The organism is Clavibacter capsici (genome assembly GCF_001280205.1).
Taxonomy (GTDB): Bacteria; Actinomycetota; Actinomycetes; order Actinomycetales; family Microbacteriaceae; genus Clavibacter; species Clavibacter capsici.
Genome location: NZ_CP012573.1, coordinates 1,280,406 through 1,305,509, shown reverse-complemented (window position 1 = coordinate 1,305,509; position 25,104 = coordinate 1,280,406). Strand labels below are relative to the sequence as shown.

The following is a 25,104-nucleotide window of genomic DNA, read 5'->3' as shown; positions in this document are numbered from 1 at the left end:
CCATGGAGATCTTCAGGTATTCCGGTCCGACCTTCAGCCCGTACGACGACGACCGGACCCATGCGCCGGTGCCCGACGACGACGGGCCGTGGGCCGCGCCGGTCGCCGAGGGGCCGCTCGACGCGAGCGTGCCGCTGCCGGGATCCAAGAGCCTGACCAACCGCGAGCTGGTGCTGTCCGCCCTCGCCGACTCCCCCTCGACGCTGCGCTCCCCGCTCCGCTCGCGGGACACGCGGCTCATGGTCGAGGCGCTGCGCTCCCTCGGCACGGTGATCGAGGAGGTCGACGGCGACGGCGCCTTCGGTCCCGACCTGCGGATCACCCCGGCGGAGCTCGCAGGCGGCGTCACCGTCGAGTGCGGCCTCGCCGGCACGGTCATGCGCTTCCTGCCGCCGGTCGCCGCGCTCGCCCTCGGCCCGGTCTCCTTCGACGGCGACCCGAGCGCCCGCCGCCGTCCCATGTCCGGCACGATCGAGGCCCTCCGCGCGCTCGGCGTGGACGTCAACGACGACGGCCGTCGCGCCCTCCCGTTCAGCCTCTACGGCACGGGCGAGGTGCCGGGCGGCGAGATCGCCATCGACGCGTCCGCCTCCAGCCAGTTCGTCTCGGGCCTGCTGCTCGCGGCGCCGCGCTTCGTCCAGGGGCTCCGGCTCCGGCACACGGGCGCCACTCTGCCGAGCATGCCGCACATCGAGATGACGATCCGCACGCTCGCGGAGCGCGGCGTCGTCGTCGAGAGCCCGGAGCCCGGCCTCTGGATCGTGCCCTCCTCCCCCATCGCCGGCCGCGAGGTCGCCGTCGAGCCGGACCTCTCCAACGCGGCGCCGTTCCTCTGCGCCGCGATCGTCGCGGGCGGGCGCGTCGCCGTGCCCGGCTGGCCGGAGGAGACCACCCAGGTCGGCGCCGACCTCGCGCACCTCCTCCCGCGCTTCGGCGCCACGGTCACCCGCGAGGGCGACGCGCTCGTCGTGGACGGCGGGCCGGGGCTCGCCGCGGGCGGCCGGATCCCGGGAGTCGACCTCGACCTCAGCACCGGCGGCGAGCTCGCGCCCGCTCTCGTGGCCCTGGCGGCCCTCGCCGACGGGCCCAGCCGCATCACGGGCATCGGGCACCTGCGCGGGCACGAGACCGACCGCCTCGCCGCGCTGGCGGCGGAGATCACCGGCCTCGGCGGATCCGTCACCGAGCTCGAGGACGGGCTCGCGATCGAGCCCGCGCCGCTGCACGGCGGCCCCTGGCGGGCCTACGAGGACCACCGGATGGCCACGGCGGGCGCGATCATCGGCCTCGCGGTCCCCGGCGTCGAGATCGACGACATCGGCACCACCGCCAAGACGCTGCCCGAGTTCCCGGAGCTGTGGATCGGCGCGCTCCTCGGACGCGCGCCCCGCGCCGCGGTCGACCCGCTCGCCCTCGGCGGCATCACCGGGCCGGGCGCGCCGGGCGGCGTCGGCGGGCTCCTGTGAGCTGGCTCGCGGATCCCGAGGAGGACGACGGCGTCTGGGACGCCTACGACGAGTCGTCCGTGCGGGTGCGGCCGAACCCCAAGGGCAACAAGCCGCGCAGCAAGCAGCGACCCGGGCACACCGACGCCGTCGAGGGCCGCGTGCTCACGGTCGACCGCGGCCGCTTCGGCGTGCTCGTCGGCGAGGACACCCCGGACGAGCACACGCTCACCGCCACCCGCGCGCGCGAGCTCGGCAAGAAGGCCGTGGTCACGAACGACCGCGTCGACATCGTGGGCGACACCTCGGGCGACGAGGGCAGCCTGTCGCGCATCGTCCGCATCGCCCCGCGTCGCACGCTGCTGCGCCGGAGCGCGGACGACTCCGACGCCGTCGAGCGCGTCATCGTGGCGAACGCCGACCAGATGCTCATCGTGGTCGCGGCCGCGGAGCCCGAGCCCCGGGCGCGCCTCGTGGACCGCTACCTGGTCGCCGCGTTCGACGCGGGGATCCAGCCGATCCTCTGCATCACGAAGTCCGACGTCGCGGACCCCGCGCCCTTCGCGGCGCACTTCCGGGTGCTCGACGTGCCGATCGTGCTCAGCCGCTCGGACGACGTGCCGCTCGAGGAGCTGCGCGCGCTGCTGGCCGACCGGACGACCGTCGCCGTCGGGCACTCGGGCGTCGGCAAGTCCACGCTCGTCAACGCGCTCGTGCCGGACGCCAAGCGCGCCACCGGCGTCGTCAACCAGGTCACCGGTCGCGGACGCCACACCTCGAGCTCCACGGTCTCGATGCGCGTCGAGACGGGCGACGGCGGGCACGGCTGGATCATCGACACCCCGGGCGTCCGCTCGTTCGGCCTCGGGCACGTGGATCCGGCCAACATCCTCCGCTCGTTCGCCAGCTACGCGCACCTGCCGGAGGGCGAGCCGCCCGGCGGGATCCCGCTGACCGAGGCGCACGACTGGGAGATCGTCGACCGGGTCGAGGCGGGCGAGCTGGGCGACGCCGGGCGCGAGCGGCTGCACTCGCTCCAGCACCTGGTCGCGAACCGCTCCGACGCGGCGAAGGGCGACCAGGCCGATCGCTAGGCTCGTCCCCGTGGCCTCCGAACCCCTGCACTCCCTGTCGTCCGACCTGCGGCTCGCGCGGGAGCTGGCCGACATGGCCGACGCGATCTCGCTCGACCGCTTCCGCTCCGCCGACCTCGCCGTGGAGACGAAGGCCGACTCCAGCTGGGTCACCGACGCCGACACGTCGGTCGAGCGGGCGATCCGCGCGGGCATCGCCGAGAGCCGCCCGCACGACAGCGTGCTGGGCGAGGAGTACGGCACGAGCGGGTCGTCGTCACGGCAGTGGATCGTCGACCCGATCGACGGCACCTCGAACTACGCGCGCGGCGTGCCCGTGTGGGGCACCCTCATCGCGCTGGCGGTGGACGGCGTGCCCGTGGTCGGCGTCGTGAGCGCGCCCGCGCTCGGCCGCCGCTGGTGGGGCGCGACGGGCCTCGGCGCCTACGTCGACGACACGCTGGGCCAGGCCACCACGTCGCAGGAGCGGCGGATCCGGGTCTCCGACGTCGCCCGGCTCGAGGACGCCTCGATGAGCGTCGCGGGCGTGCAGCGCTGGCGCGATGCCGACCGCCTGGACGAGCTCCTCGACCTCTCCGGCCGGGTGAAGCGCTCCCGCGACTTCGGCGACATGTGGGCCTACATGCTCCTCGCCGAGGGACTCCTCGACATCGCGGGCGAGCACGACCTGAAGCCCTACGACATGGCCGCGCTCATCCCGGTGATCGAGGAGGCAGGCGGGCGCTTCACGTCGATCGACGGCGAGGCCGGCCCCTGGCACGGATCCGCGCTCGCCACCAACGGGCGCCTCCACGACGCGGTGCTGGCGGTCGTCGCGCGCTGAGCCCGCCCGGGGGACCGACCGCTCAGGCCGTCGCGGCGCGCTGGCGCCGACGCCGCCGCTGGCCGAGGTCCACGAGGCCGAGCGCGAGCGCCACCGCCAGCAGCCCGATGGTCACGAGGAAGCCGTTCCGGAACCCGTCGTGGTACACCGCGAGGCTCGCGTCGCCGCCGCCGGTGGCCTCCGCGTAGAGGGTGCTGAAGAACGTGGCCGACGCGGCCGCGACTCCCACCGCCGTGCCCACGCGCTGGCCGACCTGCGCCATGGACCCGGCCACGCCGCCCTCCGTGACGGGGATCTCGGCGAGCGTGAGCGTCTGGTTCGGCGAGATGACGAAGCCCGCGCCGACGCCCGCCACCAGCATGGCCGCGGCCATCGCCCACGGCGTCACCTCCGCGGGCGTCAGGACGGCGGCGAGGAGAAGCAGGGTGATCCCGCCTGCGACGACCGCGAGGCCGATCACCACGAGCTGCCGGCCGAGGCGGGACACCAGCCGTCCCCCGATCCAGGCCGTGACCGCCGACGACAGCGCGAACGGGATGCTGACCATCCCGGCGAAGACGGGCGCGAGGCCGAGCCCCTGCTGGAGGTACAGCGTCGTGAGCAGGAACACGGCGGGGATGGCGGCGAAGTAGGCCGTGGCGATCAGGATCCCGTTGCGGTACGAGGAGAGCCGGAAGAGGGCGAAGTGCACGACGGGCGACTTGCCCGATCGCTCGTAGCGCCGCTCCCACGCGACGAAGAGCGCGGCCGCCACGACGGCGCCGGCCAGCCAGATCCAGCGGCGCGCGTCGTCGTCGGGGCCGCCGGTGGTGAGCACGAACGGCAGCATGAGCGAGAAGGTCGCGACGGCGAGCAGCAGCACGCCGACCGGGTCGAGCCCCACCTTCCCCGTGGGCCTCGCCTGCCTCCGCGGCAGCAGCTTGAGCGCGAAGGCGATGGCGACGATGCCGAGCGGGATGTTCATCCAGAACAGCAGCCGCCAGCCGTCCTCGGGGCCGCCGAGCTGGATGAGGAGGCCGCCGAGCGTCGGCCCGAACGCCGTCGAGATGCCGACCACGGCGCCGAACAGGCCGAACGCGCGCGCCCGCTCCTCCCCCTGGAACAGCTGCTGGATGAGGCCGAGCACCTGCGGCATCTGGATGCCGGCGGCCACGCCCTGCAGGATCCGCGCGACCACGAGGGTCTTCACGTCCGGCGCGATGGCGCAGAGGAGGCTCGCGACGGTGAAGGAGCTGAGGCCGATGACGAACATGAGGCGGCGGCTGCGGATGTCCCCAAGGCGCCCGGCGGGCACGAGGGCCAGGCCGAACGCGAGCGCGTAGCCCGCGACGATCAGCTGCAGGTCGGTGGACCCGGCGCCGAGGGACTCCTCGATCGACGGCAGGCCGACGTTCACCTTGGAGAGGTCGAGGATGGTGAGGGCCGCGACGCCGACGCAGACCCAGAAGGCCTGCCATCGCGTGCGCTCCTGGTCGGCGGTCGGGGTCGTGCCCGTCGTGGTGCGTTCGGTCATGAGGTATCGAATCCCATACACGGGCTATGCATTCCCGCCCCCGTGGGCGCGGGCGACGTGCCCGCCTCCAGTTTGCTCCTCACCTGGGGAAACGTCGCGGGTGTCCCCGTGCTGAACAGCGGGCCAACAGCGACCGCCCGATCGGGAGGCCGGGGACCCCGCTCATAGGGTGGGGACTTCCGTGCCGATCCGGCGCGGCCGCCCGCGAGCACGCCGACGTGCTCCCTCCGAGAGGACACCATGAAGAACCGCGCCCGCCGTCTCACCGCCTCCCTCGCCGCCGCCGTGGCGGCCGGGCTCGCGCTCACCGGATGCGGGTCGGCGGGCGGCGGCACCGCGGATCCCGCGGCCTCCCCCGCCTCGGGCGACACGCTCATCGTCTACACGAACTCGAACGGGGACGGCCGCGGCGACTGGGTCACGGCGGAGGCCGCGAAGGCGGGCTTCGACATCCAGATCGTGGGCCTCGGCGGCGCCGACCTCGCGAACCGCATCGTCGCCGAGAGGAACAACCCCGTCGGGGACGTGGTGTTCGGCCTCAACACCATGTACTTCGAGGACCTCAAGGCCGAGGACGCCATCACCGCGTACACGCCCGCGTGGTCCGGCGAGGTCGACCGGGCCGCCGGCGACCCGGCGGACGGCGCCTACTGGCCGCTCGTGGAGCAGGCGATCGTCACCGTGCACGACGCGAAGCAGACCTCCGGCGGCGACGTGCCGGAGGACGTCACGGACCTCCCCACGTCGGAGTACGAGGGGAAGTACGAGGTGAACACGCGGCTCGGCGAGGCGACCCCGCAGCTCATCCTCGCGGGCCTCCTCGCGCCGTACGCGGACCCCGACGGCGACCTCGGCATCAGCGACGCCGGATGGCAGGTCGTGCACGACTACTTCGCGAACGGATCCCCCGCGGTCGAGGGCACGGACCTCTACGCCCGCCTCTCCCGCGGCGAGGTCTCCTTCGGCACGCTCCCGTCGAGCGGGATCGCGGCCCGCGACGCGCAGTACGGCACGACCACCGAGATCGTCCCCGCGAAGGCCGGCGTCCCGTTCGTCACCGAGCAGATCGCCGAGATCGCGGGCACGAAGAAGGAGGAGCGCGCCCGCGCCTTCATCGACTGGTTCGGCAGCGCCGACGTCCAGGGCGCGTTCGCCGAGCGGTTCTCCAGCTACCCCGTCAACACGACCGCGCGCGAGAAGGCGCTGCCGGCCGTGAAGGAGCTCATCGAGTCGCTCGACAAGCAGGACGTCGACTACGGCTTCGTGCGCGAGCACATCGCCGACTGGGTCGAGAAGACCGAGCTGGAGTACCTGCCCTGATGATCCGCTTCGACGACGTCGAGGTGCGCTTCGGCGACCAGGTGGCGATCCCGGGCCTCGACCTGGAGATCCACGAGGGCGAGTTCTTCACGCTCCTCGGGCCCTCCGGCTGCGGCAAGACCACCGCGCTCCGCACGCTCGCCGGATTCGTGGACCCGAGCCGTGGCGACATCGTCATCGACGGGCAGGTCGCGACCAGGCTGCCCAGCGAGAAGCGCCGCGTCGGCATGGTGTTCCAGAACTACGCGCTCTTTCCGAGCATGTCGGTGCGGCAGAACATCGCCTTCGGCCTCACGGTGCGCAAGGCCGGCAAGGCGGAGACCGACCGGCTCGTGCGGGCCATGGCCGACCAGGTCGAGCTGAGCGCCGCGCAGCTCGACAAGGACGTCGCCGAGCTCTCCGGCGGGCAGCAGCAGCGCGTCGCCATCGCGCGGGCGCTCGTGCTGGAGCCGCGGATCCTGCTGCTCGACGAGCCGCTGTCGAACCTCGACGCCAAGCTCCGCGTCCAGTTGCGCGAGCAGCTGAAGGGCCTGCAGTCGCGCCTCGGCATCACGACCGTGTACGTGACGCACGACCAGGAGGAGGCGCTCACCATGAGCGACCGCATCGCCGTCTTCGACGCGGGCCGGATCGAGCAGGTCGGCACCCCCGAGGAGGTCTACGAGCGCTCGGCCACGGAGTTCGTCGCGACCTTCGTCGGCGCCATCAACGCCCTCGGGCCCGCCACGGTCGCCCGGCTCCGCGCGGCGGGTGCGTCGGGCCTCGACGCGTCGGGGCGCGCCTACGTGCGGCTCGAGCGCGTGTCGGTGGACGCCCGCGACGCCGCTGCGGCGGATCCGGCCCGCGTGCGCATCGACGGCGTCGTCGCCGAGCGCTCGTACCACGGCTCCCACAGCACGTACCGGATCGACCTCGGGGATGACGCCGTGACCGCCCTGGTCGCCGAGACGGGCGCTCCGCCGCTCGCGCCCGGCACAGAGGTCGCCGTCGGCATCGACCCGACCGCGATCCTGCAGTACCGGTCGTAGCCGTGCGCACCCCCGTCCGCGCGCTGCTGCGCTCCCCCCTCGGCGTCGTGGTGCTCGTCGCCGCGCTGTGGTTCATCGTCACGTTCCTCGTGTTCCCGAACGCGAACCTGCTCGTCACGACGTTCTTCCCCGACGGCGCCTTCAGCGGCCGCGCGCTCGAGAAGCTCGTGGGCTCCGACCGGGCGATGCGCAGCGTCGGCAACAGCCTGCTCCTCGCGGTGACGCTCGCCGTCACGGTCAACGTGGTCGGCATCTTCATCGTGCTGGTCACCGAGTACTTCGTGGTGCGCGGATCCCGCGTGCTCTGGCTCGGCTACGCCACGACGCTCATCTACGGCGGCATCGTGCTCGCGGCCGGGTACGACTTCATCTACGGGCGCTACGGGTTCGTCACGGCCATCGCCCAGCGCGTCGTCCCGGACCTCGACCCCGACTGGTTCTCCGGCTACTTCGCGGTCGTCATCGTGATGACCTTCGCCACCACCACGAACCACATGCTGTTCCTGCGCTCGAGCCTCGCGGCCATCGACCACCAGACCATCGAGGCCGCGCGGAGCATGGGCGCGGGCACCGGACGGATCCTCTTCCGCATCGTGCTGCCGGCGCTGCGCCCCATGATCTTCGCGGTCACCGTGCTCACGTTCCTCACCGGCCTCGGGGCGCTCACCGCTCCCCTGGTGCTCGGCGGCACGGGCTTCCAGACGGTGGCGCCCATGATCGTCACGTTCTCCAAGAGCACGAGCTCCCGCGACCTCGCCGCGCTCCTCGCGATCGTGCTCGGCGTCGCGACGATCGTGCTCCTCGCGATCATGAACCGCGTCGAGAGGTCGGGCGTGCACTTCTCGGTCGCCAAGGTCGCGACGCCGCTGCAGAAGCAGCGCATCCGGAACCCCGTCGTGAACGCCGTCGTGCACGTGGTCGCGTACGCCCTGTTCGTGGTCTACGCGCTGCCCGTGGTCCTCATCGTGCTGTTCTCGTTCCTCGACTCGAAGAGCGTGCAGACGGGCACCATCACGCCCGCGTCCTTCACCCTGCGGAACTACGCGACCGTGCTCGGCTCCCCCGACGTGCTGCGGCCGTTCGTCGTGAGCCTCGTCTACAGCGCCCTCGCGGCCGTGATCGTGGTGGCCGGCCTCCTGTTCGTCGCGCGCATGGTCCAGCGCAACCGCAACTGGCTGACCGCGGCGATCGAGTACCTGCTGCACATCCCGTGGATCCTGCCGACGATCCTCATCGCCCTCGCGCTCCTGCAGACCTTCGACCGCCCGCAGGCGCTCGTCGGCGGGCAGGTGCTCACGGGCACGACGTGGCTGCTGCTCGTGGCCTACATCGTGGTGAAGGTGCCGTTCACGCTGCGGCTGCTGAAGGCCGCGTTCGCGAGCGTGCCGCCGGCGCTGGAGGACGCGGCGCGGATCCTCGGCGCCCGGTCGCTCACGACGTTCCGCCGCGTGCTGGTGCCGCTCGTGATCCCCACGGTCGCCGCCATCAGCGCGCTCAACTTCAACAGCCTGCTCGACGACTACGACGCGGCCGTCTTCCTCTACCAGCCGCTGTACGAGCCGCTCGGCATCGCGATCAAGGCGAGCACGGAGGGCGAGGCGAACCTCGACTCGATGAGCATCACGTTCGTCTACACGGTGCTGCTCATGGTCATCATGGGGCTCACGATGTACCTCGTGTACGGCCGTTCGGGCGGGCGCGCGCGTCGGCGCCGCGGCCGCACCGGCTCGCCCGCCCTCGCGACCACGGCGCCGGCGCTCGCCACGTCGGATCCGGGAGCGCCCGCCCCGGCGGCCCCGCGGACGCCGGTGCGCTGAGACGCGTCCCGTGCACGACGAAGGCCCCGTCCTGATGGACGGGGCCTTCGTCTGCCGGACGGATCCGGCGACTCGACGAGCGTGGGACATGCGACGCCATGGTGGAGATGCGGGGAATCGAACCCCGGTCCACTGCTGTAATCCTGCGCCTTCTACGGGTGTATCCAGGAAAGGCGTCCTGCTCGGCCCCGGAACTTGCTCCTGGCATCTGATCCGACGGGCCCAGCCTCAGTTCGAGTCCCGCGCGGCCCTGAGGCACGACCGCGCAGCGAGCTCCCTTTTCTGACGCCGACTTACCGGATAGAGAGCATCACCGGGTCGACGGTCCTGTTAGTTCGCTCGCTTAGGCAGCGAGAGCGAAGGACGACTGCTTGTTATTGGCAGTTGTATTTTGCAGAGAGCGTTTACGAGATAGCCCTGCATCCTCGACCCGCTTCTCGCAGTCATTCAGGCAATGTCGAAACCGATCATCCCCATGAACGGCAGAGCACCCCGAGGGGCGCCCGAGCCGGGTCGCATGTTCCACGCTGTCGAGTTGTCAATCACCGGCCGCGACTTGTGCGACCAGCCCTCCATGTTACCCGGCCGGAGCTCCACGCACCACCCGGGGGCGGAGGCGCTACTCGCCGAGGCGTCGGTGCGACGCCATGGCACGGTCGGCCTCGCGCTTGTCCTGGCGCTCACGGAGCGTCTGGCGCTTGTCGTACTCCTTCTTGCCCTTCGCGATGGCGAGCTCGACCTTGGCGCGGCCGTCCACGAAGTAGAGCTGCAGGGGGACGACCGTGTAGCCGCCCTCCTTGACCTTCGTGTGGATCTTGAGGATCTGCTCCTTGTGCAGGAGCAGCTTGCGCTTGCGGCGCACCGGGTGGTTGTTCCAGGTTCCCTGGTTGTACTCGGGGATGTGCACCGCGTCGAGCCAGGCCTCCCCGGCGTCCACGAACGCGTAGCCGTCGACGAGCGACGCGCGCCCCTGCCGGAGCGACTTGACCTCGGTGCCCGTGAGCACGAGGCCGGCCTCGTAGGTCGACTCGATGGTGTAGTCGTGGCGCGCCTTGCGGTTGGTCGCCACCACCTTCTCGCCACGTTCCCTGGGCACGGTGGACTCCTCGATGGTTCGGGTGGATGCGCCCGGATCCGGGCAGCCCATCAGCCTACCGGAGGATCAGATCCGCAGGTACCTGCTGATCGCGAAGTTCGCCGAGACGGCCGCCAGCACGACGCCCACGCCGAGGAGGATCGGCACCACGAGCAGCGCATCGTCCATGTTCACGAGCGATATCGACGTGAGCCGCGAGCTCAGGAACCCCTGCACGAAGAACTTCACCAGCGCCACCGTCGCCGCGCTGGCGAGCACCGACCCGATGAGCGCCGCGAACACGCCCTCGAGGATGAACGGGGTCTGGATGAAGCGGTTCGACGCCCCGACCAGCCTCATGATGCCGAGCTCCCGTCTCCGCGAGAACGCGGACAGGCGGATCGTGGTGGCGATGAGGAGGGCGGCGGCCACGAGCATGAGCCCCGCGATGCCGACGGCGGTGAGGCTGGCCGCGTTCAGGATCGAGAAGATCTGGTCGAGGTACTGCCGCTGGTCGGTCACGTTCTCCACGCCCGCGAGGCCGGAGAGGCTGTCGCTCAGGATGTCCGACTTCGAGGGGTCCTTGAGGTTCACCCAGAACGCCTCGTTGAGGAACTCGGGCTGCACCAGCTCGGTGACGGGGTCGCCCTTGAACTGCTCCTGGAAGTTCTTGTACGCGGTGTCCTGGTCCTCGAAGTAGTACTTGTCGATGAACGGGGCGAGGGTGTCGCTGTCGAGCCGCTGCTTGACGGCGTCGATCTGCTCCTGGGTGGCCTTGCCGTTGACGCACGTCTCGCTCGGCACCGACGTGTCGGTGCAGAAGTCGATCGCGACCTGGGCGCGGTCGTACCAGTAGTTCTTCATCTGGCCGATCTGCATCTGCAGCAGCACGGCGGCGCCCACGAACGTGAGCGAGATGAAGGTGACGAGCACGACCGAGACGACCATGCTGACGTTCCGACGGAGGCCGTGGCCGACCTCGGAGAGGACGAGTCCGATTCTCATCGCGTGGGCCCCACATCCTGTGCGCCGGTGTCGTCCGGCGACTCGCCGCGGGCCCGGAGCCCCAGCTTCTCGGCCAGGCCGAGCTCGGCGAGCTCGGCGTCGTCGCGCCCGTCGGCGGGCACGGGCCCGCCCTCGCCGCCGGTCAGGTCGGGGAGGCGGATGACGCCGGTGCCCTCGGGGAGCCGGCGGATGGATCCGGTGCTCGGCGCGGCCGGAGCGGCGCCGCCGCCGTTGCGCCTGCTCGGCGGGGTCGGTGCGGCGGGCGGCGCGTCGTCGACGACGGGCGCCTCGTCGCGGATGACGGGCACGGCGCGCGACGGCGCCTGCTCGACGGTCCCCGGGCGGACGGGCTCCGCGCGCGACGGCTCCGGTCGCGTGGGCTCCGGCGCCGTCGGCTCCGGGCGGACGGGGGTCGCCGGGCGGCGCTCCTCCGTGGGCGCGGGACGGTCGCGCTCGGCGTCGCGCTCGGGGACGGGATCCACGCGGGCGGCCTCGGCGAAGGCGGACGGCGCGTAGGCCGGTGTGTCCTCGCGCGGGGTGCGGGCGGGCTGCGCGTCGGTCGCCCGCTGCGCGTCCGTCACCGGCTCCGGCTCCCGGACGGGCGACGCCGCCGGCACGACGGTCGGCGCGGCCGGAGCCGGGACGGGCGCGGCGGACGCTGTCGGGCGCTCCTTCGGCGCCTTCCGCGCGGCCTTGGCGGCGGCCGCCTCGCGGGCGGCCTCCTCCTTGGCGCGGGCCTTCTCGTCGGCGCGGCGCTGCTTGTCGCGACGGGCCTGCTCGCGACGCTCCGCCGCGGTCGCGGGCTCGGCGGGCGCCGTCGGGCGCACGGGAGCGGGCAGCGGGGCCGCCGGCACGAACACCGGAGTGGGCGCGGCCACGGGCGGGTGCTCGGGGTTCACGCCGACCGGGTTCTCGGCCGTGCGCGGCAGGTCGATGGCGGAGGTCTGGTACTGCCCGCCCATCTCGTCGCGGACGACCTCGCCGCCGATCAGCTCGATGACGCGCTTCTGCATCTGGTCGACGATGCCGGAGTCGTGCGTGGCCATGATCACGGTGGTGCCGTTGGCGTTGATCCGCTCGAGCACCTGCATGATGCCGGCGCTCGTCAGCGGGTCCAGGTTGCCCGTGGGCTCGTCGGCGAGGAGCACGGCGGGCTTGTTGACCACGGCGCGGGCGATGGCGACGCGCTGCTGCTCGCCGCCCGACAGCTCGTGCGGCAGCCGCTGCTCCTTGCCCTTGAGCCCGACCATGTTGAGGACGTCGGGGACGGCCTCCTGGATGAAGCCGCGCGACTTGCCGATCACCTGGAGCGTGAAGGCGACGTTGTCGAACACCGACTTGTTGGGGAGCAGCCGGAAGTCCTGGAACACCACCCCGAGGCTCCGCCGGTAGTAGGGGACCTTGCGGCTCGACAGCTGGTTCAGCTGCTGGCCCAGGACGTGGATCGTGCCCTGCGTGGGCCGGTCCTCCTTGAGCACGAGACGCAGGAAGCTGGACTTGCCGGACCCGGACGCGCCGACGAGGAAGACGAACTCCCCCCGGAGGATCTCGAGGTCGACGGAGCTCAGCGCCGGTCGGGGGTTGCCGGGATACACCTTGGATACGTGGTCGAACCTGATCATGTCGGTACGACCCTAGGCACGGGAGGGGTCATTCGCCGCATCGACTCACCGCGGCGAGCGGTCCCCCGGACTCTCTCAGGCGCGGTCGGGCGACTTCCGCCAGCGGATCCCCGCGGAGATGAAGCCGTCGAGGTCGCCGTCGAACACGTTCGACGGGTTGTTGACCTCGTGCTCCGTGCGGAGGTCCTTGACCATCTGGTACGGCGCGAGCACGTAGCTGCGCATCTGGTCGCCCCAGCTCGCCGTGATGTTGCCGGCGAGCTCCTTCTTCGTGGCCGCCTCCTGCTCGCGCTGCACGAGGAGCAGCCGCGACTGCAGCACCCGGAGGGCGGCGGCGCGGTTCTGGATCTGGCTCTTCTCGTTCTGGCAGGTCACGACGATGCCGGTCGGCAGGTGGGTGATGCGCACCGCGGAGTCGGTCGTGTTGACGGACTGGCCGCCGGGGCCGGACGAGCGGAAGACGTCGACCCGCATGTCGTTCTCGGGGATCTCGATGGACTCGGTCTGCTCGATGAGCGGCACGACCTCGACCGCCGCGAAGGACGTCTGGCGCTTGCCGGCGGAGTTGAAGGGGCTCATGCGCACGAGGCGGTGCGTGCCGGCCTCCACCGACAGCGTGCCGAAGGCGTAGGGCGCGTCGATCTCGAAGGTCGCCGACTTGATGCCCGCCTCCTCCGCGTAGGAGGTGTCGAGCACGGTGGCGGAGTAGTCGTGCTGCTCGGCCCAGCGCAGGTACATGCGCATGAGCATCTCGGCGAAGTCGGCGGCGTCGACGCCGCCGGCGCCCGCGCGGATCGTGATCACCGCGGGGCGCGGGTCGAACTCGCCGTTGAGGAGCGTCTGCACCTCGAGCTCGTCCATGATCTTCGTGATGCCGTCGAGCTCGACGACCGCCTCCTCGGCGGACTCCTCGTCGTCCTTGGCCATCTCGACCAGCACGTCGAGGTCGTCGAGGCGCCGCTGGAGCTCGTCGATGCGGGCCAGCTCGGACTGGCGGTGGCTCAGGTCGCTCGTGACCTTCTGCGCCTTCTCCGTGTCATCCCAGAGGTCGGGCTCGCCCGCCTGGGCGCTCAGCTCCTCGACCTCCTGCTGCAGGCGCTCGACGCCGACGACCGAGCGGATGTTCGAGTAGGTGTCGCGCAATTCTGTGATCCGCGAAGAGAAGTCCTGGTCGATCATGGTGCCGCCCAGCCTACCGTCCGGGCCGTCGCCGCCGTCCGGGCCGTCGCCGCCGTCCGGGGCGGGACCCGCCCGCGCGTAGGCTCGGGGGCGATGTCGACCCCCGAGACCCCCTTCTCCCTGCGCCAGGTCGCGCTCCCCGCGCTCCTCCCCGCGCTCCTCTTCTCCATCGGCGAGGGCGCGATCATCCCCATCATCCCGATCGTCGCGGGCAGCCTCGGCGCCTCGCTCGCGATCGCGGCGTTCATCGGCGGCATGATCATGCTCGGCGAGCTCGTGGGCGACATCCCGAGCGGATCCGTGGTCAGCCGCATCGGCGAGCGGACCGCCATGATCGGCGCGGCCTTCGTCTCCATCGGCGGCCTGGTGCTCTGCCTCCTCGCGCCGAACCCGCTCGTGCTCGGCGTGGGCGTGTTCCTCATCGGCGTCTCGACGGCCGTGTTCGCGCTCGCCCGGCACGCGTTCATGACGAGCTTCGTGCCGCAGACCTACCGGGCCCGCGCGCTCTCGACCCTCGGCGGCACGTTCCGCGCCGGGTACTTCGTGGGGCCGTTCCTCGCGGCCGGCGTGATCCACCTGACGGGGGCGTCGCAGTCGGCCTTCGTGATCCACATCGTCGCGTGCCTCGCGGCCGCCGTGACGCTCATCGTGCTGCCCGACCCGATGGACGTCGTGCGGCGCAACCGGGCGGCCGACCTGCAGAGCGCCGCGCCCGCGACCGCCGGCGAACCCCAGGACGACGAGTCCGTCGCCGCGGCCGCGGGCACCGCTCCCCCAGCCCGCGAGTCGGCCGGCCTCGCGCGCACCCTGTGGCGGTTCAAGGGCGTGCTCGTGAAGCTCGGATCCGGCGCTGCCCTCATCGGCGCGATGCGCGCGGGCCGCGGCGTGCTCCTCCCCCTGTGGGCCGTGAGCATCGGCATCTCGGACGCGAACACGGCGCTCATCATCGGCATCGCGGGCGGCGTGGACTTCGCCCTCTTCTACGCGAGCGGCCAGATCATGGACCGCTTCGGCCGCCTCTGGAGCGCCGTGCCGTCGATGGTCGGGCTCGGCGCCGGCTACCTCGTGCTCGCCCTCACCCCCGACCTGCCGACGAACGTGCAGTGGTTCATCGGGGTGGCCATGTTCATGTCGGTCGCGAACGGCATCGGCTCGGGGATCCTCATGACCCTCGGTTCCGACCTCGCCCCGAAGGACGACCCGGCGCCCTTCCTCGGCGCCTGGCGCTTCACGGGAGACGCCGGCAGCGCCGCCTCCCCGCTCCTCATCGCGGCCACCACCGCGGCGGCGTCGCTCACCGTCGCCAGCGGTGTGATGGGCGTGCTCGGGCTCATCGGCGCGGGGATCCTCGTGCGGTACGTGCCGCGGTACGTGCCGCGGCCGCGCGGCACCGCCCGCTGACGCCCCGCGTCTCGCGGACCGATCGGGGCTGCTCCGCTCACCCACCTCCCGCCGGACCCGCCGCCGCGCCGCCCGGACCGACCAGCACGCTGCGCGCCGTGCTCGTGACGTCGATGCGCACGCCGTCGGGAACGAGCAGCGACGCGACGGGCGGGATCCACGTGGCCGACAGGGTGACGCGCGCGCTCCGGCCGTCCGGCGTGTCCGCGCTGTCGAGGTGGAGGTCGCGGAGGCCGCCGGTCGGCTCGTCGGCCAGGAAGCCCGCCACCGCGGCCGCGACGGCGTCGTCCGTGAGCGGCGGCAGCGTCGCCCCTCGGTCGTCCGCGACCACGGCCGCCGGCCCGCCGCCGGCGTCCACGTCGAAGGACTCGGCGCCCGCCAGCGCAGCCGCGTCCGCCAGGGAGAACAGCCGCACGCGCTCGAGGTAGAGCGAGGACGCCGCGGACACCATGAGGATCACGGCCAGCCCGAGCGCGCAGGACGCGATCACCAGCGGCAGGATCGAGCCCTCGTCGCCCGACGACGCCGTCGAGCGCCACCCCGCTCCGCCCCAGAGGCGCCCACCGCCCGCGCGCATCAGCCGGCCCCGCGGGCGAAGACCGACACGCGCTCGTCCGCGTCGCCGTGGACCGCGACGGAGCCCGGCTCGTCCGGGCCGATCACGGGCGGGGCGAGCGGCAGCGCGGCCGCGACGCGGACGGACACGTGCACGAGCGAGCGCGGCGCGTGGCAGCGCGTCGGATCCGGCGTGCAGGTGATGTCGAGCGCGATGCCGTCGGGCGGGACACCGTGGTCGGCGAGTGCGACGTCCACCGCGGATCGCGCCTCGCGCCGGCCGGACGCGTCGTCGTCCGCGCGCACGTAGACCCGGGCCGCCTGGCGCGCCGCGCCCTCCGTGCCGAGCGCCGCCCCCTGGATCGCCGACAGGGCGAGGACCAGGTACACGAGCGGCACCAGCAGGAGCACGCCCGCCGTGATGAACTCCAGCGCCGCGGATCCCCGGTCGTCAGCCCAGGCGCTCGACGGCCGCATGCCCCGTCACCTCCAGGCCGTGGTCGACGCCGAGCAGGCCGACGAGCGGCAGGGTCGTCCGGACCGTGACGCTGACCACCGCGTGCCCGAGCACGGTGCCCGTGCCCGCCGTCACGTCCTGCGCGTACCGCTCCCCCACGGCCGTGGTGATGAGCTCGCGGGTGCGCTCGACGCCGTCCGCGCGCGTGGCCCCGGCGAGCGCCGCCGTGCGCGCCCCCTCCGCTGCGGCGTCGAGCACGGTCGTCCGCACGTGCAGCGCCAGCGCCAGCTGCACCACGGACAGCGCGAGGACCACGAGCAGCGCACCGACCATGACGAACTCGGCGGGCGCGGAGCCGCGGTCGTCGCGCATCAGAAGGACGTGACCCGGTCGATGGCCTGGGTGAACACGTTCTGCAGGAGGGGCCCCGCGACGCCCCACAGGATGATGACGAGCCCCGCCGTCATGAGCGTGATGAGCACCCAGCCGGGGACGTCGCCGCGGTCGTCGTCCCAGGACGCCCCGGGCGTCGTGTCCGGGTCCAGCGTGCCTCGTTCGTCGGTCATGTGGTCGCCTCTCGGTCGGTGTCGGGATGGTGGGTCGGTGGGGGCGGCGTCCTACAGCCCGAGCTGCAGGACGAAGACGCCGGGGAAGAGCGCGAAGACGATGGTGAGCGGGAGGATCAGGAACACCAGCGGCACGAGCATCCCCACCTCCTTGCGGCCGGCGCTCTCGAGCAGCTCGCGCTTGGCGACCTCCCGGGCGTCCTGCGCCTGCGCGCGGAGGACCTCGGCCAGCGGGGTGCCGCGCTCGAGGGATCCGGCGAGCTGGTCCACGAGGCGGGACACGGACGGGAGGGCGAGGCGGCGGGCGAGGTCGTCGAACGCACGGGTCACCGGGATGCCGGTGCCGACGTCGGCGACCACGCGCCCCAGCTCCCCCGCGAGCTCGCCGGAGCCCACGCGGGCGACGCGACGGAGGGCGTCCAGCAGCCCCTCGCCGGCCGCGAGGCTGAGCGCCAGGAACTCCAGCACGGTGGGCAGCTCGGCGGAGATGCGGGCGATCCGCCGCTTCGCCCGCCGCTCCAGCGCCGAGTCGTACGCGACCAGCCCGGCGACCGCGGCGACGACGGGGACGGCGACGAGCTGCGCCTGCGGGACGGCCCCGGAGAGGAGGGCGGCGCTGCCGGCGAGCGCGGCGATCAGCGCGCCCGCGGCGGCCCCGAGGACGAGCCCGACCAGCTGGCGGGAGCGGTGCCGCTCCACGTCCTCCATGGATCCGGCCTGGCCGAGCAGCCGTTCGATGCGCTCGGTGCCGCCGAGCACGCGCGCGAGCCCGCGGCGCAACGGGACCACGGCAGGGGCGCCGAGCGTCCCGAGCACGGGGAGCGGGTGCACCGTGGTGAGCGCCAGGTGTCGCCGCGCGCCCTCCGACACGTCGAGCACGTGCGGGGCGACGCGGTCGAGCAGGCGCGCACGTCGGAAGCGCGGCACCGCGCCCATCATCGTCCAGAGGCCGAGACCGGCGATCAGCCCGAGGACCGCGCCCCAGGACTCGGTGCCCGTCATGCGAACCACCGCCCGTCCTCGGGCAGACGTCCGAGGGCGAGCATCAGCCGGTACGCCACCGCCGACACGGCGAGCCCGATCACGATGACCACGGTGCCGGCGGGCGTGTCGTAGGCGGCGACCGCCTCCGGCCGCGTCGACAGGAGGGCCAGGATGATCCACGGCGCGGCGACCCCGAGCTTGGCCGCGTTGACGACCCACGATTGCCGGGCCTCCGCCTCGCTGCGGATGGCGGCCTCCTCGCGGAGGAAGCGCGCGAGGCCGCGGAGGACGTCCGGCAGCTGGGTGCCGCCGACCTCGCGCGCCATGCGCAGCGTCTCGAGGATCCGGTCGGCCGTGGGATCGGCGAGCCGGTCCTTGAGCTCGTCGAGCGCGACGGCGAAGCTCCCCGTCGTGCGATGGACGGACGCGAACTCCCGGAACGCCGGCCGGAGCACGGCGGGCCCCGCGACGGCGAGGGAGGCGACCGCGTCCGGCAGCCCCATGCCCGCCCGGACCGCGCTCACGAGGTGGTCGACGACGTCGGGCCACACGTCGCGGTGCGCCCGCCTGCGTGCCGCGGACCGTGCGCCCACGACGACCCACGGGAGCAGGAGCCCGGTGGCGCCCGCGGCGAGCGCGGCGCCGTCGACGCGGAGGAGCGCCTCGACCAGCACGGCGGCCGCGAGCCCCACCAGCGCCGAGACGGCGAGGAAGGAGCTGACGGACACCCGCTCGAGCCCCGCGTGGGTGAGGCGGTCGTGGATCGCGGCGGTCATGCCGCGACCACGGCCGACGCCGCCCTCCGCCGCCGGCCACAGGCGCGGCGCGATCAGGAGCAGGAGGCCGGCACCGAGCGCCAGGCCGAGCGCGACGCTCACGGGGCGCCCACCAGGATCCGGAGCGGGTCGAGCCCGGCCGAGCGGTACTTGCCGAGGTGCGCCGGCTGCCCTCCGGTCGCGGTCAGCACGCCGTCCTCGAGGGCGAACACCGAGCTCGCCTCGATGACCATGCCGGAGTGCCGTCCTCCCGGGGCTAGGATCTCGACGACGCGCCGGGCGCCCGACGGCAGCACCTCCAGGTGCACCACCAGGTCGACCGACGTCGCCACGGTCGGCACGACGAAGGCGGCGTCGATGTTGCGGCCGGCCAGGAGCGGCAGCGTGCACAGCTTCACGAGGGCCTCGCGCGCGCTGTTCGCGTGGATGGAGCACATGCCGGGCACGCCGGAGTTCAGCGCGATGAGGAGGTCGAGGCACTCCGCCTCGCGCACCTCGCCGACCACGAGGCGGTCGGGCCGCATGCGCAGCGCCTCCTTGATGAGGCGCCGCAGCGTGATCTCCCCGGAGCCCTCGAGGCTCGGCTGCCGGCACTGCATGGCCACGACGTCGCGGCCCGCGGGATCCAGCTCGAAGGTCTCCTCGACCGTGACGATGCGATCGGACGCCCGCGCCGCGGACAGGAGCGCGTCGAGCATGGTCGTCTTGCCCGTGTGCGTCGCGCCGCTCACGACGATGGAGAGGCCGGCGCGCACGCTCATGCGCAGGAACTCGGCCGCCTGGAGCGGCAGGCTCCCGAGGTCGACGAGGTGGTCGAGGTCGCGGATCCGCCGGGAGAACTTGCGGATGTTGACGGCCCAGTGGCGACGCGTGACGTCGGGGATGACCACGTGCAGCCGGGACCCGTCCGGCAGCGAGGCGTCCACGAAGGGGGTCGACAGGTCGACCCGCCGCCCGGAGGACTGCAGCATCCGCTCGACGAGGTCGCGCACCTCCGCGTCGGAGAGGACGAGGGGCGTCAGCTCCGGCACGCCCGCCCGCGCCACGAAGACGCGGGTCGGGGCGTTGATCCAGATCTCCTCGATCGAGTCGTCGTCGAGGAGCGGCTGCAGGGCGCCGAAGCCCGTGATGCGCGCGAGCACCTGCCGCTCGGTGGCGGCCTCGTCGTCGACGAGCCGGGAATCCGAGCCCAGCGCCTGCTCGGCGAACCGCCGTACCTCCTCGCGCACGACGGCCGCCGTGCCCGCCGGATCCGCCACCGCGCCGTCGTCTCGGAGGCGCTCCCGCACGCGGCCGGCGATGGTGTCGAGGGGGGTCCGCGTCTGCACCCGCACAGGATGCTGATCAGACGGTCATCCCGCCCGGTCCGTCCACAGGAGGATGCGTCGGGACGGACGCGTCAGTACCCCAGCTCCGCCTTCGCCGCCGCGTACGCCTGGCGCACCGCGGGCACGCCCGGTGCGTCGAAGACCTCGTCGCCCGCGAGGGGCCACTCGGGGACGCTGCCCGTGAGGATCCACGCGGCCTGCTTCGCGGCGCCGTCGGCGACGAACTCGCCCGCGTCCGGCACGTGGATGGGGACGCCGAAGATGGTCGGCGCGATCTCGCGCACGGCACGGCTCTTCGCCCCGCCGCCGATGAGGAGCACGCGCTCCACCTCGACGCCCTGGCGCGTGATCGCGTCGAGGCCGTCGGCCAGGCCGCACAGCATGCCCTCGACGTGCGCGCGGGCCATGGTCGCCGGCGTCGAGTTGCGCAGGGTCATGCCGTGGAGGGACGCGGTCGCGTCGGGCAGGTTCGGGGTGCGCTCGCCCTCGAAGTAGGGCAGGAGCACGAGGCCGTCGGCTCCCGCGGGCGCCTCGAGCGCGAGCTCGGACAGGCGCGCGTGGTCGACGCCGAGGAGGCGCGCGCCGCCGTCGAGCACGCGGGCGGCGTTGAGGGTCGCGATGAGCGGGAGGAAGTTGCCCGTGGCGTCCGCGAAGCCGGCGACCGTGCCGGTGGCGTCGGTGATGGGATCCGCCGTGACGGCGAACACCGTGCCGGACGTGCCGATGGAGACCACCACGTCGCCCGGCACGGCGCCGAGGCCGAGCGCGGCGGCGGCGTTGTCGCCCGCGCCGGGGCCGACGGGGATGCCGGCGGGGACGCCGGGGATCCCGTCGCCCGTGACGCCGGCGGACTCGCCGGGGCCGAGGACCCGCGGCAGGCCGACCACGCGGCCGAGCGCGCGCTCCAGCAGGTCGAGGCGGTACTCCCCCGTCACGCTCGACCAATAGGCGGTGCCGCTCGCGTCGGAGCGGTCGGTCGCGAGGGCGGCGAGGTCCGGGGATCCCGTGCCGTGGCCGAGCAGGCGCCAGGTCAGCCAGTCGTGCGGGAGGGCTACGGCGGCGACGCGGGCCGCGTTCTCGGGCTCGGCGTCGCGGAGCCAGCGGAGCTTGGTGGCGGTGAAGGAGGCGACGGGGACGACCCCGAGGGCGCTCGCCCAGGTCTCCGCGCCGAGCTCGTCGCGGAGGTCGGCGGCGGCCTGCGCGGAGCGCGTGTCGTTCCAGAGGAGCGCGTCGCGGACGACCGCGCCGGATGAGTCGAGGCAGACCATGCCGTGCTGCTGGCCGCCGACGGAGATGGCGGCGACGTCGTCGAGGCCGCCCGCGTCGGCGATGGCGGCGAGGAGCGCGTCCCACCAGTGCGCGGGATCCACCTCCGAGCCGTCCGGGTGGGACGCGCGGCCGGAGCGCACGAGGGCGCCTGTGTCGAGGTCGCGGACGACCACCTTGCAGCTCTGCGTGGAGGAGTCGATGCCTGCTACGAGTGTCTTCGTTGTCACGATCAACATATTAGGGGGCGTCCTAAGCTGGTCGGGCACCCGCGGGAGTGGTGGAATCGGTAGACACGCAGGATTTAGGTTCCTGTGCTTTCGAGCGTGAGGGTTCAAGTCCCTTCTCCCGCACGAGGGACGGCACCCGGCGACGGGCCCGCTCCGCGGCGCTCCCACCCCGACGAGGAGCAGCCCGTGGACGACCGCCTCTGCCTCTGGTCCGACCCGACGCCCGTGCACCCGGTCCCCCGGCTCGCCGAGGCGCTCGGCCTCCACCCCGAGCGGCTCCTGATGAAGCGCGACGACCTCATCGGCTGGGGCGGCGGCGGCAACAAGGCGCGCAAGCTCGAGCGCTCGCTCGGCCGGGCCGTCGCGCTCGGCGCGACCACCGTGGTCACCACGGGCGCCGCCCAGAGCAACCACGCGCGCATGGCCGCGGCGGCCGGGGCGTCGCTGGGGCTCGACGTCGTGCTCGTGCTCGAGGGCCATCAGGTCGCCGAGCGCGGCAACGTGCTGCTCGACGGGCTGTTCGGGGCGCGCATCGAGTGGTCGGGCGACGAGGACGCGGAGTCGCGCGCCGGATCCGTCGTCGTGGAGCTCGAGCAGGCGGGCACGCGCGTGCACCGGGTGGCGTTCGGCGGATCGGACGCGCACTCCGTGCAGGGCTTCGTCGACGCGGGGCACGAGCTCACGGAGCAGGTCGGCGCGGTCGACCACGTGGTCGTCGCGCTCGGATCCGGCGGGACCATGGCCGGGCTCGTCGAGGCGCTCGGGCCCGAGCGCGTGCTCGGGGTGCACTGCGGCGCCGTCGCGGACCCGCGCGCCGTCGTCGCCGGGTTCCTCGCGGAGCGGGGCACCGGCATCGCGGCCGACCGCCTCCGGATCGACGACGGCCGCGTCGGCCCCGGGTACGCGCACCTCACCGACGAGGCGCGGGCCGCGCTCACGCTCGTGGCGCGGACGACGGGGATCCTCCTCGACCCCACCTACACGGCCCGGGCGGCCGCGGGCCTCGCGGCCGCCGTGCGCGACGGATCCATCGCCGCGGACGACCGCGTCGTGCTCTGGCACTCGGGCGGCGTGCCGGGGCTGTTCGGCCACGCCGAGCTCGGCGCCTGAGCCGCGTCGCGCCCCTCGACCGGGGGTGCCGCACTCCCGACGCGCACGCGGCCGGTCCCGATATCCTGTGCTCTGCCGCCGGTCGTCCAGCACCGCCGCAGCTCACCACGACTGGAGCCCACACGTGCATCCCCAGCTCTTCGACTTCCTCGACTCGACGACCCTCATCGAGTCGTTCGGGGGATTCGCCCTCATCGGGATCTGCCTCATCATCTTCGCCGAGACGGGCCTGCTCTTCGGCTTCCTCTTCCCCGGCGACACGCTCCTCGTCATCGCGGGGCTGACGCTGCCCGGGATCACGGGCATCGACATCTGGTGGGTCTGCCTCGCGATCGCGTTCTCCGCCTTCGCGGGCGGCGAGGTCGGCTACCTGATCGGCCACAAGGCGGGGCCCAAGGTCTTCGAGCGCAAGGACTCGGGCATCTTCAGCCGGCAGAACGTGGTGCGCACCAACGCGTTCTTCGCCCGCTTCGGCGGCCTCGCGGTCATCGCCGCGCGGTTCGTGCCCATCGTCCGCACGTTCGCCCCCATCGCGGCGGGCGTCGGCCACATGGACTACCGCAAGTACTCCTTCTACAACGCCGTCGGCGCCCTCATCTGGGGTGCGGGCCTCACCTTCCTCGGCCACCTGCTCAACGGGTTCCCGCCCATCCGCGACTTCGTCACGCACTACATCGACTACGTGCTGCTGGGCGCCGTCTTCATCACGGTCGTGCCGGCCGCGATCCACTTCCTCCGCGCCCGCAAGCACGCGCGCGACGAGGAGGCCGCGGGCGTCCGCACGGACGGCGAGGAGCTCGCGCTCGCCCCCGAGGCCTTCGACCAGGACCCCTCGAACGACCCGCGCCGCTGAGGCGACCCGCGCCGCTGAGGCGGGCCGCGCCACAGCCGGATCAGACGTGGTGCCGGTGCTCGTGCCCGGCGTGCTCCTCGGGCTCGAGCTGGAAGGTGCTGTGCTCGACGTCGAAGTGGTCGTCGAGGCACCCGGCCAGGGCGTCGAGCAGCTCGCCCGTGCGCCCCTCGCGGAACACCTCCTGGTCGACGACGACATGGGCCGTGAAGACCGGTGACCCCGACGTGATGGCCCAGACGTGCACGTCGTGCACCGCGGTGACGCCCGGCGTCTCGAGCAGGTGGGCGCGGATCCGCTCGGGCTCGGTGCCGACGGGCGTCGACTCGGCGAGGACCCGCACGACCTCCCGCAGCAGCACGACCGCCCGGGGCACGATGAGCGCCGCGATGACGAGCGAGGCGACGGCGTCCGCGCGGCCGAACCCCGTGAGCGCGATGACGACGCCGGCGACGATGGTCGCGACGGACCCGAACGCGTCGCCGAGCACCTCCAGGTAGGCGCCGCGCAGGTTGATCGAGCTGCCCGCTCCCCCGCGCAGCACCAGCAGTGCGGCGACGTTGGCGACCAGGCCGATGCCGGCGGCCAGCAGCATGACGCCCGCGTCGACCTCCGGGGGCTCCGGCGCGAGCAGCCGCTGGACGCCCTGCACCGCGACGAAGACGGCGACGACCGCGAGGATCAACCCGTTGGCCAGGGCGCCGAGGACCTCGCCGCGCTGGAAGCCGAAGGTGTGGCGGTCGGTCGCGGGACGCGCGGCGATGAGCGTGGCCGCGAGCGCGATGCCGAGGCCGAGCAGGTCGCTCGTCATGTGGCCGGCGTCCGCGAGGAGCGCGAGGGAGCCGGAGACGAGGGCGCCTACCACCTCCACCATCAGCACCGTGGCGGTGATGGCGATCGCGACGAGGAGGCGTCGGCGGTCGGTCGTGGCCGCGCCGTGGTCGTGCGATCCGGGGGCCATGCATCCACCGTACGGGCCCGCGGTCATGCGGATCCAGCCGGCGGCGCAGTCGGGAACGACTCCCGCTCTCAGCAGGGCGCGGAGGGCGGGTCAGCCCTCCCCGAGGAGCTCCCGGCGGACCACCGGCATGATGGCGTCGAAGGCGAGCGCGCGATGGCTGACGCGGTTCTTCTCGTCGGCGCCGAGGGCCGCCGCGCTCGCACCGCCGGTGACCGGACGGAAGATCGGGTCGTAGCCGAAGCCGCCCGACCCCTCCTCCTCGCGGAGGACGGATCCCTCCCACACGCCGAGCGCGGTCCGTTCGACGAGACCGTCGGCGGTGGGCACGACGAGTGCGGCGACGCAGGTGAAGCGGCCGCCGCGGTGCGCGTCCGGGACGTCGCCGAGCTGCCCGAGCAGGAGCTCGAGGTTCGCGCGGCTGTCCCGTGCCGGGCCGGCCCAGCGCGCGGAGAAGATGCCGGGCGATCCGCCGAGGATGTCGACGCCGATCCCCGAGTCGTCCGCCAGCGCCGCGTGGCCCGTGTGCCGGGCCGCCGCGCGCGCCTTGATGAGGGCGTTCTCCTCGAACGTCGTGCCGTCCTCCACGGGTTCCGGGCCGTCGTAGGCGACCAGGTCGATCCCGTCGAGGCGGGAGCCGAGGATCCGACGCAGCTCCTCGACCTTGTGGGCGTTGTGCGTCGCGAGGACGAGCGGGATCAC

Annotated in this window: 24 protein-coding genes, 1 tRNA gene and 1 other RNA gene; 10 read left to right on the top strand and 16 right to left on the bottom strand. The window is 73.2% G+C overall.

Going from position 1 to position 25,104, the window contains the following annotated elements:
• Positions 1–2: 2 nt before the first annotated feature.
• The 3 genes from aroA to AES38_RS06185 are packed head-to-tail and all read left to right on the top strand — an operon-like array spanning position 3 to position 3,362.
• Positions 3–1,466, top strand: a complete 1,464-nt coding sequence (gene aroA / locus AES38_RS06195; RefSeq protein ID WP_053774237.1) for a 3-phosphoshikimate 1-carboxyvinyltransferase — start codon at positions 3–5, stop codon at positions 1,464–1,466.
• Complete coding sequence (rsgA, locus tag AES38_RS06190; RefSeq protein WP_053774236.1) at positions 1,463–2,539, top strand: ribosome small subunit-dependent GTPase A; 1,077 nt, start codon at positions 1,463–1,465, stop codon at positions 2,537–2,539. The genes aroA and rsgA overlap by 4 nt, the downstream gene beginning before the upstream one ends.
• 10 nt (positions 2,540–2,549) lie before the next feature.
• Entirely contained in the window at positions 2,550–3,362 is an 813-nt protein-coding gene (locus AES38_RS06185; protein ID WP_053774235.1) for an inositol monophosphatase family protein, read from the top strand.
• A gap of 22 nt (positions 3,363–3,384) precedes the next feature.
• On the opposite strand, the gene AES38_RS06180 is transcribed toward AES38_RS06185, so the two are convergent.
• Positions 3,385–4,875, bottom strand: a complete 1,491-nt coding sequence (locus AES38_RS06180; protein ID WP_053774234.1) for an MFS transporter — start codon at positions 4,873–4,875, stop codon at positions 3,385–3,387.
• 240 nt (positions 4,876–5,115) lie between these two features.
• Between AES38_RS06180 and AES38_RS06175 the strand changes: the two genes are divergently transcribed.
• From AES38_RS06175 to AES38_RS06165, 3 genes are read left to right on the top strand one after another with little or no spacing between them, the layout of a single operon-like run.
• The gene (locus tag AES38_RS06175) at positions 5,116–6,195 is read left to right on the top strand and encodes an extracellular solute-binding protein (RefSeq protein WP_053774233.1); all 1,080 of its coding nucleotides are present in this window, start codon (positions 5,116–5,118) and stop codon (positions 6,193–6,195) included.
• Positions 6,195–7,223, top strand: a complete 1,029-nt coding sequence (locus AES38_RS06170) for an ABC transporter ATP-binding protein (RefSeq protein WP_053774232.1) — start codon at positions 6,195–6,197, stop codon at positions 7,221–7,223. Before AES38_RS06175 ends, AES38_RS06170 begins: the two co-directional genes overlap by 1 nt.
• A 2-nt stretch (positions 7,224–7,225) precedes the next feature.
• Positions 7,226–9,040 (top strand): ABC transporter permease, encoded by a 1,815-nt coding sequence (locus tag AES38_RS06165; protein ID WP_053774231.1) that lies wholly within the window; start codon positions 7,226–7,228, stop codon positions 9,038–9,040.
• Positions 9,041–9,139: 99 nt separating this feature from the next.
• Here AES38_RS06165 and ssrA read toward each other — a convergent pair.
• From ssrA to prfB, 5 genes are all read right to left on the bottom strand, one after another.
• Positions 9,140–9,515, bottom strand: a transfer-messenger RNA (tmRNA) gene (ssrA, locus tag AES38_RS15445).
• A 144-nt stretch (positions 9,516–9,659) separates the two neighbouring features.
• Positions 9,660–10,136, bottom strand: a complete 477-nt coding sequence (smpB, locus tag AES38_RS06160) for an SsrA-binding protein SmpB (RefSeq protein WP_053775699.1) — start codon at positions 10,134–10,136, stop codon at positions 9,660–9,662.
• Between the two features lie 66 nt (positions 10,137–10,202).
• Positions 10,203–11,120 (bottom strand): permease-like cell division protein FtsX, encoded by a 918-nt coding sequence (gene ftsX / locus AES38_RS06155; protein WP_053774230.1) that lies wholly within the window; start codon positions 11,118–11,120, stop codon positions 10,203–10,205.
• Positions 11,117–12,742, bottom strand: a complete 1,626-nt coding sequence (ftsE, locus tag AES38_RS06150) for a cell division ATP-binding protein FtsE (RefSeq protein ID WP_053774229.1) — start codon at positions 12,740–12,742, stop codon at positions 11,117–11,119. The genes ftsX and ftsE overlap by 4 nt, the downstream gene beginning before the upstream one ends.
• 75 nt (positions 12,743–12,817) lie before the next feature.
• Positions 12,818–13,921 (bottom strand): peptide chain release factor 2, encoded by a 1,104-nt coding sequence (gene prfB / locus AES38_RS06145; protein ID WP_043672750.1) that lies wholly within the window; start codon positions 13,919–13,921, stop codon positions 12,818–12,820.
• A gap of 93 nt (positions 13,922–14,014) precedes the next feature.
• Between prfB and AES38_RS06140 the strand changes: the two genes are divergently transcribed.
• Positions 14,015–15,322 (top strand): MFS transporter, encoded by a 1,308-nt coding sequence (locus AES38_RS06140; protein ID WP_053774228.1) that lies wholly within the window; start codon positions 14,015–14,017, stop codon positions 15,320–15,322.
• Positions 15,323–15,359: 37 nt separating this feature from the next.
• On the opposite strand, the gene AES38_RS06135 is transcribed toward AES38_RS06140, so the two are convergent.
• From AES38_RS06135 to xylB, 8 genes are all read right to left on the bottom strand, one after another.
• Positions 15,360–15,899 (bottom strand): pilus assembly protein TadG-related protein, encoded by a 540-nt coding sequence (locus tag AES38_RS06135; RefSeq protein ID WP_053774227.1) that lies wholly within the window; start codon positions 15,897–15,899, stop codon positions 15,360–15,362.
• Complete coding sequence (locus AES38_RS06130; protein WP_053774226.1) at positions 15,899–16,354, bottom strand: hypothetical protein; 456 nt, start codon at positions 16,352–16,354, stop codon at positions 15,899–15,901. The genes AES38_RS06135 and AES38_RS06130 overlap by 1 nt, the downstream gene beginning before the upstream one ends.
• Positions 16,329–16,706 carry a TadE/TadG family type IV pilus assembly protein gene (locus AES38_RS06125; protein ID WP_053774225.1) on the bottom strand — a complete coding sequence of 126 codons (378 nt, stop codon included), beginning with the start codon at positions 16,704–16,706 and terminating at the stop codon, positions 16,329–16,331. Before AES38_RS06125 ends, AES38_RS06130 begins: the two co-directional genes overlap by 26 nt.
• Positions 16,706–16,900, bottom strand: a complete 195-nt coding sequence (locus AES38_RS06120) for a hypothetical protein (protein WP_053774224.1) — start codon at positions 16,898–16,900, stop codon at positions 16,706–16,708. Before AES38_RS06120 ends, AES38_RS06125 begins: the two co-directional genes overlap by 1 nt.
• 51 nt (positions 16,901–16,951) lie before the next feature.
• The gene (locus AES38_RS06115) at positions 16,952–17,902 is read right to left on the bottom strand and encodes a type II secretion system F family protein (RefSeq protein ID WP_053774223.1); all 951 of its coding nucleotides are present in this window, start codon (positions 17,900–17,902) and stop codon (positions 16,952–16,954) included.
• Positions 17,899–18,762: a type II secretion system F family protein gene (locus tag AES38_RS06110; RefSeq protein ID WP_053774222.1), complete on the bottom strand. Its 864-nt coding sequence runs from the start codon at positions 18,760–18,762 to the stop codon at positions 17,899–17,901. The genes AES38_RS06115 and AES38_RS06110 overlap by 4 nt, the downstream gene beginning before the upstream one ends.
• Complete coding sequence (locus tag AES38_RS06105; RefSeq protein WP_053774221.1) at positions 18,759–19,994, bottom strand: TadA family conjugal transfer-associated ATPase; 1,236 nt, start codon at positions 19,992–19,994, stop codon at positions 18,759–18,761. Before AES38_RS06105 ends, AES38_RS06110 begins: the two co-directional genes overlap by 4 nt.
• A gap of 65 nt (positions 19,995–20,059) precedes the next feature.
• On the bottom strand, positions 20,060–21,493 hold the full coding sequence (xylB, locus tag AES38_RS06100; protein WP_053774220.1) for a xylulokinase: 1,434 nt from the start codon (positions 21,491–21,493) through the stop codon (positions 20,060–20,062).
• Between the two features lie 32 nt (positions 21,494–21,525).
• On the opposite strand from xylB, the gene AES38_RS06095 reads away from it, so the two are divergent.
• The 3 genes from AES38_RS06095 to AES38_RS06085 all read left to right on the top strand — a co-directional run bounded on the left by AES38_RS06095 (position 21,526) and on the right by AES38_RS06085 (position 23,447).
• Positions 21,526–21,607, top strand: a tRNA-Leu gene (locus tag AES38_RS06095).
• A gap of 63 nt (positions 21,608–21,670) precedes the next feature.
• Positions 21,671–22,594 (top strand): pyridoxal-phosphate dependent enzyme, encoded by a 924-nt coding sequence (locus AES38_RS06090; RefSeq protein ID WP_053774219.1) that lies wholly within the window; start codon positions 21,671–21,673, stop codon positions 22,592–22,594.
• A 124-nt stretch (positions 22,595–22,718) separates the two neighbouring features.
• A complete protein-coding gene (locus AES38_RS06085; RefSeq protein WP_053774218.1) occupies positions 22,719–23,447 on the top strand; it encodes a DedA family protein in 729 nt (242 codons plus the stop codon).
• A gap of 40 nt (positions 23,448–23,487) precedes the next feature.
• Here AES38_RS06085 and AES38_RS06080 read toward each other — a convergent pair whose 3' ends face one another.
• Positions 23,488–24,405: a cation diffusion facilitator family transporter gene (locus AES38_RS06080; RefSeq protein ID WP_053774217.1), complete on the bottom strand. Its 918-nt coding sequence runs from the start codon at positions 24,403–24,405 to the stop codon at positions 23,488–23,490.
• Between the two features lie 90 nt (positions 24,406–24,495).
• Positions 24,496–25,104 (bottom strand): non-canonical purine NTP pyrophosphatase, encoded by a 609-nt coding sequence (locus AES38_RS06075; RefSeq protein WP_053774216.1) that lies wholly within the window; start codon positions 25,102–25,104, stop codon positions 24,496–24,498.

Excerpts from the sequence above, each read along its gene's own strand:
- aroA (WP_053774237.1), top strand. The coding sequence starts at position 3 with ATGGAGATCTTCAGGTATTCCGGTCCGACCTTCAGCCCGTACGACGAC.
- AES38_RS06180 (WP_053774234.1), bottom strand. The coding sequence starts at position 4,875 with ATGACCGAACGCACCACGACGGGCACGACCCCGACCGCCGACCAGGAG.
- AES38_RS06175 (WP_053774233.1), top strand. The coding sequence starts at position 5,116 with ATGAAGAACCGCGCCCGCCGTCTCACCGCCTCCCTCGCCGCCGCCGTG.
- AES38_RS06170 (WP_053774232.1), top strand. The coding sequence starts at position 6,195 with ATGATCCGCTTCGACGACGTCGAGGTGCGCTTCGGCGACCAGGTGGCG.
- ftsX (WP_053774230.1), bottom strand. The coding sequence starts at position 11,120 with ATGAGAATCGGACTCGTCCTCTCCGAGGTCGGCCACGGCCTCCGTCGG.
- ftsE (WP_053774229.1), bottom strand. The coding sequence starts at position 12,742 with ATGATCAGGTTCGACCACGTATCCAAGGTGTATCCCGGCAACCCCCGA.
- prfB (WP_043672750.1), bottom strand. The coding sequence starts at position 13,921 with ATGATCGACCAGGACTTCTCTTCGCGGATCACAGAATTGCGCGACACC.
- AES38_RS06140 (WP_053774228.1), top strand. The coding sequence starts at position 14,015 with ATGTCGACCCCCGAGACCCCCTTCTCCCTGCGCCAGGTCGCGCTCCCC.
- AES38_RS06135 (WP_053774227.1), bottom strand. The coding sequence starts at position 15,899 with ATGCGCGCGGGCGGTGGGCGCCTCTGGGGCGGAGCGGGGTGGCGCTCG.
- AES38_RS06130 (WP_053774226.1), bottom strand. The coding sequence starts at position 16,354 with ATGCGGCCGTCGAGCGCCTGGGCTGACGACCGGGGATCCGCGGCGCTG.
- AES38_RS06125 (WP_053774225.1), bottom strand. The coding sequence starts at position 16,706 with ATGCGCGACGACCGCGGCTCCGCGCCCGCCGAGTTCGTCATGGTCGGT.
- AES38_RS06120 (WP_053774224.1), bottom strand. The coding sequence starts at position 16,900 with ATGACCGACGAACGAGGCACGCTGGACCCGGACACGACGCCCGGGGCG.
- AES38_RS06115 (WP_053774223.1), bottom strand. The coding sequence starts at position 17,902 with ATGACGGGCACCGAGTCCTGGGGCGCGGTCCTCGGGCTGATCGCCGGT.
- xylB (WP_053774220.1), bottom strand. The coding sequence starts at position 21,493 with ATGTTGATCGTGACAACGAAGACACTCGTAGCAGGCATCGACTCCTCC.
- AES38_RS06080 (WP_053774217.1), bottom strand. The coding sequence starts at position 24,405 with ATGGCCCCCGGATCGCACGACCACGGCGCGGCCACGACCGACCGCCGA.